At 40.2% G+C, this 13,324-nt stretch carries 8 protein-coding genes and 1 pseudogene; 7 read left to right on the top strand and 2 right to left on the bottom strand.

Annotated elements, in window-relative coordinates; all coding sequences use genetic code 11:
• From AC1DND_RS14730 to AC1DND_RS14750, 5 genes are all read left to right on the top strand, one after another.
• The coding region (locus AC1DND_RS14730; RefSeq protein WP_477582675.1) for a DUF1553 domain-containing protein at positions 1 to 1,793 on the top strand (1,793 nt) is incomplete at its 5' end.
• 11 nt (positions 1,794 to 1,804) lie between these two features.
• Positions 1,805 to 3,316: a DUF1501 domain-containing protein gene (locus AC1DND_RS14735; protein ID WP_230144678.1), complete on the top strand. Its 1,512-nt coding sequence runs from the start codon at positions 1,805 to 1,807 to the stop codon at positions 3,314 to 3,316.
• 123 nt (positions 3,317 to 3,439) lie between these two features.
• The gene (locus AC1DND_RS14740; RefSeq protein ID WP_477582677.1) at positions 3,440 to 4,372 is read left to right on the top strand and encodes a sugar phosphate isomerase/epimerase family protein; all 933 of its coding nucleotides are present in this window, start codon (positions 3,440 to 3,442) and stop codon (positions 4,370 to 4,372) included.
• A 1-nt stretch (position 4,373) separates the two neighbouring features.
• Positions 4,374 to 5,306, top strand: coding sequence for a c-type cytochrome domain-containing protein (locus AC1DND_RS14745; RefSeq protein WP_477582679.1), 933 nt, complete (start codon positions 4,374 to 4,376; stop codon positions 5,304 to 5,306).
• A gap of 101 nt (positions 5,307 to 5,407) precedes the next feature.
• Positions 5,408 to 5,539 carry a hypothetical protein gene (locus AC1DND_RS14750; RefSeq protein WP_477582681.1) on the top strand — a complete coding sequence of 44 codons (132 nt, stop codon included), beginning with the start codon at positions 5,408 to 5,410 and terminating at the stop codon, positions 5,537 to 5,539.
• 26 nt (positions 5,540 to 5,565) lie between these two features.
• Here the strand turns inward: AC1DND_RS14750 and AC1DND_RS14755 are convergent, their stop codons facing one another.
• Positions 5,566 to 8,109, bottom strand: coding sequence for a PKD domain-containing protein (locus AC1DND_RS14755; protein ID WP_477582683.1), 2,544 nt, complete (start codon positions 8,107 to 8,109; stop codon positions 5,566 to 5,568).
• A 100-nt stretch (positions 8,110 to 8,209) separates the two neighbouring features.
• Here AC1DND_RS14755 and AC1DND_RS14760 point away from each other — a divergent pair, with 100 nt between their 5' ends.
• Positions 8,210 to 9,547, top strand: coding sequence for a GH1 family beta-glucosidase (locus AC1DND_RS14760; protein WP_477582685.1), 1,338 nt, complete (start codon positions 8,210 to 8,212; stop codon positions 9,545 to 9,547).
• Between the two features lie 151 nt (positions 9,548 to 9,698).
• Positions 9,699 to 10,130: a putative signal transducing protein gene (locus AC1DND_RS14765; RefSeq protein ID WP_477582686.1), complete on the top strand. Its 432-nt coding sequence runs from the start codon at positions 9,699 to 9,701 to the stop codon at positions 10,128 to 10,130.
• A 969-nt stretch (positions 10,131 to 11,099) separates the two neighbouring features.
• On the opposite strand, the pseudogene AC1DND_RS14770 reads toward AC1DND_RS14765, so the two are convergent.
• A pseudogene (locus AC1DND_RS14770) lies at positions 11,100 to 13,161 on the bottom strand (aconitate hydratase).
• Positions 13,162 to 13,324 lie beyond the last annotated feature (163 nt).

Here is a 13,324-nt window from a genome sequence, read left to right on the forward strand (position 1 = left end):
GTGTAAATGCCACCTGGGAAGGGTTAATGAGTACAACTTTCTCTTGTGTACAATGCCATAGCCACCCATACGATCCTTTTAAACATGATGAGTATTATAAATTCATGTCGTATTTTAATAATACAAGGGATGAAGACGTTTCTGCAGAATACCCATTACTTAAAGATTTTAATGATAGCCTTAAAAACGAGCTCAATCATTTAACCAGCTGGGTTAAAGCTGTTGCGGGTAAAGAAAGAGCTGCCGAAGTTGATTTATTCTTAAAAACGGGTCAGCCGGCAATAAACTCTACAACGGCCGATGAATTGGTGAATTCAGTAATCGGTAATCATAACATTGCACTTTATTTTAAAAATAGCTCATCTGCAAGGTTAAAATCTGTAAACCTTGAAAATGTTGACCAATTGATTTTCCGCTACAACTGCAGTAAACCTGGTGGTACAATGAGTTTACATTTAGGCTCACCAAACGGCCCTGTTGTAAAATCGTGGAAACTGGCCCAAACTAAAGGTTATGAAAATGTAGAAGTAGATTTTGCAAAGCAAAGTGGGATAAAGGATGTGTATTTAAAGTATACCAATCCTTCGGTAAAAAATCCTGACGAATTTATGGTGTATTTCGATTGGTTTTATTTTACCAAACAGTTTCCCGGAAAAGGCAAGCCTGAGTATGTGGCCAATAAAAAAAGATTTACTGATTTAATGAATGCAAAGGTGCCAACAACGCCGATTATGGTCGAAAATCCATTGAGCATGCAGCGCAAAAACTATGTGTTTGAGCGTGGTGCATGGACTTCGAAAGGCAAAGAAGTTAAAGTTGGTGTACCTAATTCTTTGGCTTTTGCTATGCCTAAAAATGCACCTAATAACCGGATGGGTTTAGCCATGTGGCTTACCGATAAAAGAAATCCTCTTGTATCGAGAACAATGGTGAACAGACTATGGGAGCAGTTATACGGAGCTGGTTTGGTAGAAACTTTAGAAGACATGGGCACCCAGGGAATGGCGCCTACCCATCAGGAACTTTTAGATTTTATGGCTTATCAGTTTATGTACAAATACAACTGGAGTGTTAAAAAAATGTTGAAGGAACTGGTGATGATGGCAACTTACAGACAAGATAGTAAGGTAACCGAAGAACTGAAAGAAAAAGATCTGTTTAATAAGTTTTACGCCAGGGGTTCGCGGATCAGGTTAAGTGCTGAGCAAATCAGAGATCAGAGTCTTGCCGTTTGCGGGGTATTAAGTAATAAAATGTACGGACCACCGGTAATGCCCTGGCAACCTGAAGGAATTTGGTTTTCGCCTTATAGTGGTGCTAAATGGGTGCTAAGTGGTGGGGAAGAACAATACCGCAGGGGAATTTATACTTATTGGAAAAGAACAGCCCCATATCCATCAGCTATTGCCTTTGATGGAGCATCGAGAGTGGTTTGTAGTCCGCGCCGTATCCGAACCAATACCCCATTACAGGCCCTGGTTACCTTAAATGATAGTGTTTATATCGATTTGGCAAGAAAACTGGCGCTACGCATGGAAAAAGTAGGAGGAAGCACCAGCAAATCTAAAATTGCCAAGGGCTATGAATTGATCTTATATAAAACGATCCCTCAAAATAGGTTAAAAGTATTCGAAGGCCTGTATGCCAAGGCTTTTGGCGAGTTTAGCAAAAACTCGGCAAGTGTATCGGCATTTATGGGCGATAAACAAAAGAAATTTAAGCCAGAAGAAGCAGCTATGGTGCTAGTAGCCAATGCAATGCTTAACCTGGATGAAGTGGTTACCAAAAATTGATTTGATCGGTTATGACAAGAGACGAATTAAACGCACATAGGTTAATTAAAGAAGCACATGAAGCAAATGCACGCCTAAACTCGCGGCGCCATTTTTTAAAAGAAAGTGCGATGGGTTTGGGTGCTTTGGCAATGGGTTCGTTATTGGGTAGCTGTGGTAATCTTTTTTCGAGTCCACAAACAAAGATTGCTTACGATCCTGCACACCCATTATTGCCAAAATCGCCACCACTTGTAGGTAAGGCCCGAAGTGTAATTTATTTGCACATGGCAGGTGCTCCATCTCAATTAGAATTGTTTGATTTTAAACCAGAGCTAATGAAAATGGACGGCCAGGATTGCCCTCCATCATTACTTGCCGGGAAAAAATTTGCTTTTATAACCGGGGTACCTAAAATGTTGGGCCCACAGGCTAATTTTGCCAAATATGGCCAGTCAGGAGCTTTGGTGAGTGATAATTTACCACACTTTTCTACCATGGTAGATGAGGTAAGCTTTTTGAAAGCTGTAAAAACAGATCAATTTAACCATGCTCCGGCGCAGTTGTTGGTACATACAGGTTCACCGCGATTGGGCAGGCCAAGTATGGGCAGCTGGGTAACCTACGGTTTAGGATCAGAAAACCAGAATTTACCGGGATATGTAGTGCTTACCAGTGGCGGTAGTTTCCCCGATGCGGGAAAAAGTGTTTGGGGAAGTGGTTTCTTGCCCTCCGTTTATCAGGGTGTACAATGTAGAAGTGAGGGAGATCCGGTACTGTTTATAAAAGATCCGGATGGAATGAACCGGGACTTGAGAAAAGCGTCTATCGAAGCCATTAATAAAGCTAACGAGCAGCAATATCAAGAGTATAACGATCCTGAAATTTTATCGCGGATAGCACAGTATGAAATGGCTTACCGCATGCAGATATCGGCACCAGAGGTGATGAACATCAATGATGAACCAGCCTACATCCACGAAATGTATGGTACACAACCAGGTAAAGCTTGTTTTGCCAATAATGTGTTACTTGCCCGTAAACTGGTAGAAAAAGGGGTACGTTATGTGCAGTTATTCGACTGGGGATGGGATGCGCACGGCGATAATCCAAACAACTCACTTAACATCGGACTGAAGAATAAATGCAGAACCATTGACAGGCCAATTACAGCTTTATTACTCGATTTGAAACAACGCGGTTTATTAGAAGAAACCCTGGTTGTTTGGGGCGGTGAATTCGGGCGTACGCCAATGATGGAGAACAGAAATGGTATTCAAAATCCATTTAAAGGTAGAGATCACCATACAGAAGCATTTACCATATGGATGGCCGGCGGAGGTGTGAAAAAAGGATTTACACACGGCGAAACAGATGAAATTGGCTATAGTGCCGTAAGCGGAAAAGTTGATGCTTTTGATATTCAAGCCACTATTTTAAACCAGTTGGGCTTCGATCACGAACAATTTACCTATCCTTTCCAGGGACGGCCATTTAGGTTAACCGATGTGGCAGGTAAGGTGATATCAGAGATTGTAGCTTAACTCAGGAGTCSGAAGTCCTGAGTTCACAGTCTATTAACCGACTAACCCAATGACCAATTTTCAATTGGCAATTACCAATAAACTAATGCCCAATCTACAAATGAACCAACAACAAGTGAACCAATGAACCAAACCAGAAGGAAATTCTTACAAAATACAGCTGTTGTAACGGCAGCATCAATTTTGGCCCCCGTCCAAAACATGAGTGCCAACGAACTTAAAAATATAAAAGCAAAAGCTGGCTACGAACTATTATTTATGCAAACCGATTGGGGTTTTGGAGGCACAAGAGATGAGTTTTGCGCAGCAGCCAAAAAAGAAGGATATGAAGGCATTGAAGTATGGTGGCCTGGTGAGGACAAAGCGGTAAAAGAACTTTTTGATGCGGTTAAGAAATATAAACTGGAAATCGGATTTTTATGCGCCGGATCGCAGTCGAACATAACTGAGCACTTAGCTTCTTTCAAAAAAAGTTTAGATGCTATTTGTGCCAATACTTATCAAAAACCTGTTTACATCAATTGCCATTCGGGAAAAGATTATTTCACTTACGAAGAAAATAAACAGATTATCGATTACGCAACGGCCAAGAGCAAATCGTCGGGCATACCCGTTTATCACGAAACGCATCGTAGCCGTATGATGTTTGCTGCACATATTGCCAAAAATTTTGCTGAGAAAAATCCAGAATTGAAATTCACCTTAGATATTTCGCATTGGTGCAATGTGCACGAAAGTTTATTATCTGACCAGAAACAGACCATCGATTTTATTTTAGAAAAGGCAGAACATATCCACTCGCGGGTTGGGCACCCCGAAGGACCACAGGTAAATGATCCACGGGCACCAGAATGGGCAAAAGTGGTAGAAGCACACCTGGCCTGGTGGGATAAAATTATAGCACGCAAAAAGAAAAACGGCGAGCGTATAACCATTCTTACCGAATTTGGCCCGGCTGATTATATGCCTACCTTGCCTTACACGCGCCAACCCCTTGCCGATCAATGGGCAATAAATGTTTACATGATGAATTTATTAAGAAAGAGATATCAATAAGATGTTAGAGTTTTTCGGCCGCTTTCACCCAGTTTTTGTCCACCTTCCTATCGGAATTTTGTTACTTGGCTGTATATGTATTCTCTTATCATTTGCTGCAAAGTTTATCAACCTAAAACCAGCCATTCCTATTATGCTGCTTCTGGGTGCGTTAAGTGCTGTAGTATCTTGCATTACTGGTTATTTATTGGCCAATGGCGGCGATTATGACGGGAAACTCGTGAGTAATCACCAATGGATGGGAATCAGTGTTGCTGTTTTATCTTTTATATTGTGGATTATTTACCAAAAGGTTAAATCAAATGCCATACTAGGTACAATAGCGGTGGTTCTCATCGTGCTCATTTCAATTACGGGGCATTTAGGCGGTTCTTTAACCCATGGTTCTGATTATTTAACCGCACCGTTAAAATCGGGCAGTACAAAAGGTGGTGCAGCCATACCACCAATTCCCAATGTTCAGGAAGCCTTTGTTTACCAAAATGCTATTCAACCACTCTTTCAAAATAGGTGTTATAGTTGCCATGGCAGCGAAAAGCAGAAAGGCAAGCTTAGGTTAGATCAAGAAGCATATATTTTAAAAGGTGGAGAAGATGGACACACCCTGGTAAAGGGTAAAGCTGATGATAGTGAGCTGATGAAGCGGATTTTATTGCCATTGAATGATGAAGACCACATGGCGCCTAAAGAAAAGCCTCAACTTACTAACAATGAGATTGCCTTATTAAAATGGTGGATTGATAATGGCGCCGATTTTAAAAAGAAATTTAAAGATCTTCCTCAACCAGAAAATATAAAAACAATTTTAGCCAGCCTGCAAAAAGGCGAAAGTGGGGCCGGGCAAATCAAAGCCAGTGATATTCCAACTGAAGAAATTTCGGCAGTTGATAATAAAGTATTGAAAAAGTTTACCGATGCAGGGAAGCATCGCTGAAAGATTTAGATCAGTTACAATCATTGAGTTTGGTCGGGACAAAAATTACTGTAAAAGGGATTAATCAATTAAAGAAACTAAAAAATTTAAAATTTCTGTATGTGTACCATACTGGAATTACTAAAACCGATTTAGCAGGTATTAAAAAAATATTGCCTAAAGTAAATTTAGATACCGGAAATTACACTGTACCTAAAGTTGCTCAAGATACTACAGTATTTAAAGCACCTTAAGGTTTATAACATGACGCATTACTAAACTATCTGAGAAGGGTTATTGAACCTGAATATTTGACATTTTTATTTGATAAGTTAGTGCCCAATATAACGTAATAATATACGCCAACAGGGAGTTCGTTGCCTTTAAAAGTACCGTCCCAGTTTTCAAATATGTTATTGGTAAAGAAAACCTGGGTACCCAGTCGGTTATAAATGTGGATGCTATATTTCCCAAGGTTTGTTACACCAACAACCAATTCATCATTGATTCCATCGCCGTTTGGCGAGAATGCATTTGGAACAAATGTAGATGCATTTTTTTTGATGATCAGATCGCCTTGGGTGATTGAATTTGCGCAGCCGTTTTTAGAAAATGCAGTTAAAGTAATTCTGAATAATCCATCGGTTTGATAAATATGGGTGGGGTTTTGGTCTGAAGAAGTAATTCCATCGCCAAAATCCCATTCGTAAAAATCTCCATAAAGCGACGTATTCGTAAATGTAATGGGGGCCGGAGCAGAAAACTTAACGTCGAAGGTAGGTTCGGTATAAAATTTAGCTACAGGAATTCTGGCAATGGCCGGAATAACGATAATTGCTGGTTCGGAGCTACAAGAGCCTGATGTTAACACAACCTGATACTGTCCTGCCAGATTAAGGTTTGTTACCGGAATTTCAATGGCATTTGTGGTCGCGTTATAATTGTTTGGCCCGCTCCATGCATAAGTAATACCTTCTTGTGCGGGTACAGCTAATTTTATGATGTCTTTTAAACAAAACAATGCCTGATTGATACTAATTTCTGGTTTTTCTGGCTTCAATTCTACCAAAATATCTTTTGTAAAAGTAGAAACACAACCATTATTGGTTTCAACTGTCAGCCTGATTGTTTTAAGCCCTGTCTCAGTGAAGGTTAATATTTTACTGTCGTTATTAATTGCAACCTGGCTTTTTACGCCTGGACCAAAATCCCAGGTGAGCTTCGTGTAATTTTTAGAAGTATTGATAAACGAAAAGGACTGGTTTGCTTCGCATTTATTATTAACCTCAATCGAAAACATTGCTTCAGGTTTCAAATCAACCGATAGAATATCGACGGAATTTACCTCACTAACACAGTCTCCAACCTGAACATAAAGCTTATATGTGCCAACTATTTCTGCTCCGCTTACCTGGATTTCGGGGTTTTGTTTTGTTGAAATAAAACCGTTTGGCCCTGACCAGTGGTAGTTTGCTAAGTTTAAAAAAGGAGTTGATAATTTTAATACATCTCCCTGACATAAATTAACATTTGAAGCCATTATAGCAGGTTTTTCAGGTGTGTTTGCTACAATAAAAGTTTGTGTAGTTACAACATTGCACCCGTTTGTGCCTTTTGCTTCTAAAACCACAACTTTCTCTCCAGGCGTGTTGTATGTTACGGTAAACGGCCCGGCTGTTGTGGCCGAAACCAAGCTTGCACCTTCACCAAAAGACCATTTTAAAGCAGCGAAATTCTGTGCTCTGCTTTCGAAAATATACGCTTGGCTATCGGTACATGGATTTAGTTTCTTAACATCAATTTCGGCTGTTGGACCTGCAAAATCAGCCGTACCACCGAATTCTAGCGTAAAGCCATTATTTCCTCCTGAATAATTATCTATAAGTAATGCGTAAACATGATCCTGTTGCAGGTCTACGTATTTTACAAAGCCATTTTGACCAGGTGGACAACCCGCCGACTCTGTCAAATCAGTTTCCGTCATACTCAGGCCAGTTTTATAATATGTGGGGCTACAGGTTACACCACTTCCTGATGCGCATCTGATTGCATTTGAAGCATTCACCATACTACAATCCCCGTTCACGCCTAAATCATAAAAAATCCAGTCAATGTCGTTTGTGGTTACAGTAGGTGTGATTACAAAAGTAAAGTCGCCGGGTGCAGAGGCCTTAAACATATACCAGGCAGAGTTAGATTCTGTACCTAGGCAGGTTCCGGCCGATTCGTGATTATTTGCTCCCGAGCCAGTTACATTTAACTGGGTAAATGTTTCTTTTGTGCACAGCACTGAAAATGTCCCGCAGTCTTGTCCTGGCCGTATTGGTGGGAAATAATTATCTATGCAAAGTTTAAAGGTACCGGTAACGTTATTTGCTGCGCTAACCCTAACATAGTAAATCTGTCCTACCGTTAAAGCGCCTTTGTATAAAGAATTAACATTGTTTGATGTGGCCAGCGTGCCGGGTAACTCGCTTATAGAACCAGTTGCTGCATCAAATGAATATAAGGCAACCAACGGATCAATTAAAGTGTTTGTACTATTGGTGTTAATTTTTCCACTAACAGAAATGTTTACATCAAATTTAGATGCCGTAAACTTAAACCAAACATCTTTTCCAACAGCTGGCCAGTTTAAACCTTTATTATAATTGCTCGGAGTAGCTTCTAAATTATTAAATTCGGCATCGCCACTGCAATATGCACTTGTATTAGTAATATTTATGGCGTTTATCAGTTCATCATTAACAGGAGGGGTAAATTTTCCAAAGGCAGAGAGGCTTAATAATACCAATAAAAAAGAAATTAATGAGGAGTAGCGCATAGCGTAAAAATATTAAAAAATGTTTTCATTTCGAATCATTTCAATTGTTAACGATTTATTAATATTAAACTCGCAACTTATGGCAATTAATTGATAACGAATGATTAATGCAAGCGATTTTGGCTCGGATTTTTTATGGGGTGTGGCTACTGCTGCGGCCCAAATAGAAGGTACAGCCACCCAGTACGGTAAAGGCCCTTCCATTTGGGATACCTTTACTGCGAAAAATGGAAAAATAAAAAAGAATCACAAATTAGATCCTGCTTGCGATTTTTATCACCGGTATGCTGAAGATGTAGCTTTGGTTAAACTGCTGGGCTTTAAAGTGTTTAGGTTTTCTATTGCCTGGTCGCGCATTTTACCTGCAGGTAGGGGAGAGATTAACCAGGAAGGCATCCGTTTTTATCACAATCTTATTGATGAATGTTTAACCCATGGAATAACACCCTACATAACGCTTTATCACTGGGATTTACCACAGGCTTTAGAAGATGAGGGAGGCTGGACAAGCTTTAGCATCAACGCTGCTTTTAATGCTTTTGTGAGTATCTGTGCGCTAGAATATGGCGATAAAGTGAAAAACTGGATTGTGTTGAATGAGCCTTTCGGTTATACTTCTTTGGGGTATATGTTAGGCGTTCATGCCCCAGGGAAAACTGGATTAGGAAATTTCTTTTCAGCGGTATTACATACCGCACTGGCCCAGGCAGATGGTGGCAAGATTTTACGTGCAGAAATTAGCAAGGCTAATATCGGGACTACTTTTTCTTGCTCGGAAGTAATTCCAAGTACCCATAGTGATGGTGATATCCTTGCTGCAAAACGTGTTGATTGCCTAATGAACCGTCTTTTTGTAGAACCTACACAAGGCATGGGTTTTCCCACTGCCAATTGGGATGTGTTAGAGAAATTTCAGATCGAATATGGTACCTGGCGGCTTCACGAACGGATGAAATTTGATTTTGACTTTATTGGTCTTCAAAATTATTTCCCTTTGGTGGTTAAGTATAATGCCTTTATTCCGGTTATTCAGGCCTGGGAGGTAAAAGCCAAGAGCAGAAAAAAGCCCCATACCGCAATGGGATGGGAGGTAAATGCTGATAGTTTCTATAATATTGTGAAACAGTTTGCCGCTTACCCAAATGTCAAAAATATCATAATCACGGAAAATGGTGCCGCTTATCATGACAAATTGATCAACGGTAGGGTAGAAGACCCTGAGCGGATCGAATATTTTAAACTTTATTTAAATGCACTGCTAAAGCTCAAAAAGGAAGGCATAAATGTAAGCGGTTATATGGCCTGGACATTAATGGATAATTTTGAATGGGCCGAGGGCTTTACGGCAAGGTTTGGGCTGATCTATAACGACTTTAAAACGCAAGAACGTAGCATTAAAGATTCGGGCTATTGGTGGCAGGAGTTTTTGAAGAAATAGGCCTATACATCGTCCTCGTTTGTAACGAGGATGAAGGAGAAAGGCGATTTGATCGCCATCATTTTACACTTGTGCATTATAAATGCAGATCTCGCTAATCCTAGTTGCAAACGAGGACTATTTAAGTCAAACAAATTCTTATGTTTGGATTATGAATGATAGAACAGTAGTTTACAGCACCTATTACAATCCGATGGAGGCCAATATTATTAAAGCTAAATTGGAAGATAGTGGATTTGCCTGTTTCCTTGCGGATGAAAATGTTGCAACCTTAAATTACAATCAGGCCATTGGCGGTGTAAAACTCATTGTTTTTGAAAGAGATGTAGAGGCCATTAATGCTTTACTAGCTGAAGACAATAGTTTGGCTTTTGAATCATCAGATGAAATTGTTGGTGAAGAAGAACCAGCGGAAAATAGAACAGTTTGCGAGAAATGTGGATCTACCAATGTGGGTTATGGAATGGCTACCAATAAAAAATACAGTATTTGGGCAACTATACTTGCCTTTTTAACCCTAACTACACCCATCAAGGCCAATAAATGTCATCATTGCTACGATTGCGGCTATGAGTTTGAATAATACAAAGCTCGTCATTGCGAATGAAGCAGAGGCTTTTGTGATGGTGTGAAGCAATCTAATTATACAAGTCTTTTTTTGAAGCGCAGGGTCAGTAACAGCTATTAACCTGAGTTCGATTATTAAATTGTAAAAATACTATCAGACAAGGTTTATTCCTAATCTTATCGTCATGCTGAACTTGTTTCAGCATCTTTTTTGGCAGGAAAGACCCTGAAATAAATTCAGGGTGACGACCGACTTAACAGAAAACTTGATTAAAACGTCACAAAGTGAGATTTAATAATCGAACTCAGGTTATTAAGGTTCGTTCCCATGCTTCGCTATATCCTTACGCTGCGCTTCAGGGATGCCGCTGCGCCTGGGGCTAGAAAGCTCATTTCCTGCAAGGAAGGCAAAATCTCCCTCATGGCATCCAGGGAATCTTTGTGTGAAAAGCACCTCTGTCTCTGCCATCTAAACCCGATATACGCGAATGCTGGTTCCTTCAACCTGCAGCAGCATTAGCGGGACTAACCCCAACCCAAGAACTACTGCAAAGCTTTCCGAAAAAAGAAAGAGGTTAAATCCTAAATGATAGATTTGTCATACTGAGAAATCACTTTTAGAAAAACAATGGAGTGACGGTGACAGGATACGGGGTTTCGTCATTCCCAACTCGATTGGGAACCACGAAGTGCTCATCGAAGATAATCATAATGCCTTGGTAGGGGCTTGTCGGTTGCTTTAAGATTCCCGCCTTTGCGGGAAAGACGGCCGATTTTTAGAATTTGTCATTAATAGCCTGTCGAGAACTTTTTAAAACGATTTTAAGGCATTTCGACAAGCTCAATGTGACAAATTAGAGAAACAGATATCATTTTAAGCGGTATCTGGTAAAAGAACAAAAAATCCCGTTCTGATTTAACAAAACGGGATTGATATGATGTCATCCAAATCTCGAACTTCCGACCCTGGACTTCGGACTTCAATTTACAAAAGCGCTGCCTTAGCCGCTGCTTCAGCCCGAATAATATTTAGCGCACCACCAGCTTTAAACCATTCGATTTGTTGATCGTTATAACTGTGGTTAACAGGGAATTGCTCCTGGGTGCCATCAGCGTGATGTAATACTAATGTTAATGGTTTATCTGGAGCGAATTCTGTTAAGCCTACGATATCGATGGTATCATCCTCTAAGATTTTATCATAATCATCTTTATCTGCAAAGGTTAAACCTAACATACCTTGTTTCTTCAGGTTGGTTTCGTGGATACGGGCAAAAGATTTTACCAATACAGCACGAACACCTAAGTGTCGAGGTTCCATAGCGGCATGTTCACGTGATGAACCTTCGCCATAGTTTTCGTCACCAACAACAATAGATCCCAAGCCGGCAGCTTTATAATCGCGTTGGGTTGCAGGAACCGGACCATATTCACCCGTTAATTCATTTTTAACGTTATCTGTTTTATCGTTGAAATAATTAACCGCACCAATAAGCATGTTGTTAGAAATGTTATCTAAGTGACCACGGAATTTTAACCATGGACCAGCCATTGAGATATGATCTGTTGTACATTTACCTTTGGCTTTGATTAAAAGTTTTAAACCTTTTAAGTCGGTACCTTCCCAAGGGGTAAATGGATCTAACAATTGTAAACGGTGCGAAGTTGGAGAAACCAAAACCTGAACGGATGAACCATCAGCTGCTGGTGCCTGATAACCTGCATCTTCTACAGCGAAACCTTTTGTTGGCAGTTCAAAACCGGTAGGTGGATCTAATTTAACCTGTTCGCCTTTATCGTTTGTTAAAGTATCGGTTAATGGATTAAAGCCTAAATTACCTGAAATTGCAATTGCAGCAACCATTTCTGGTGAAGCCACGAAAGCGAAAGTATTAGGGTTACCATCTGCACGCAATAGCCTGGTTTGCGATAGAGGCTGCTCTTGATAAATCCTCGTAAGAAGAGTTGGTACAAGAACCGATCAATCCCCATTCTACTTTTAAAGGCCAGCCATTTTTCTCTGCCTCAACTTTCATCTGCGAAACCGGAGTAGCTAAATCTGGTGTAAAAGGGCCATTTAGGTATGGCTCTAAAGTATCCAGATCGATTTCAATGACCTGATCGAAATAGTTTTCCGGATCAGCATAAACTTCAGCATCACCTGTTAAATATTCCTTTATTTTATTTGCTTCATCAGCAACTTCATTTCTACCCGTAGCGCGTAAATAACGTTCCATACTTTCGTCATAACCAAAAGTAGAAGTGGTTGCACCAATCTCGGCGCCCATGTTACAAATGGTGCCTTTACCTGTACAGCTCATTGAGGTGGCGCCATCGCCAAAATATTCTACAATTGCTCCTGTACCACCTTTTACGGTAAGGATACCCGCAACTTTAAGAATTACATCTTTAGCAGCAGTCCACCCGTTTAATTTTCCTGTTAACTTTACGCCGATTAACTTAGGGAATTTAAGCTCCCAAGGTAAACCCGCCATTACATCGCAGGCATCAGCACCACCAACTCCAATGGCAACCATACCCAAGCCACCCGCATTTACGGTATGCGAGTCGGTTCCGATCATCATTCCACCTGGAAAAGCATAATTTTCTAAAACCACCTGGTGAATAATACCAGCACCTGGTTTCCAGAAACCGATACCGTATTTGTTCGATACAGAAGATAAGAAATCAAAAACTTCGGCACTTTCGGTTTTAGCATGAGGTAAATCTATTGCAGCACCTTCTTTAGCCGTAATTAAGTGATCGCAATGAACTGTAGAAGGTACAGCCACTTGTGGACGACCAGCTTGCATAAATTGCAATAATGCCATTTGAGCTGTTGCATCCTGCATCGCAACCCGATCTGGTGCAAAATCTACGTAGTCAGAGCCACGTTTAAACGCCGTTTTAGGATCTCCATCCCAAAGGTGTGTATACAATATTTTTTCAGATAATGTTAAAGGTCTGCCAACCACTTTACGCGCAGCCTCAACGCGGCTGCCAAAGCTTGCATAAACCTTTTTAATCATGTCTATATCAAAAGCCATACTTTATTTTTTTTAAAATTATTGTCAATAACAACACTAACTAAATTAAACAATTTTTAATATACTTATTTTTAAGATTTGTCAAATTATGTTATTTAAAACCATTCTATTCAATTGTTAGTGTAAATAAAAAGGCTATCCTATTATGGGACAGCCTTTGTGC

Source organism: Pedobacter sp. 01N416 (genome assembly GCF_056399685.1).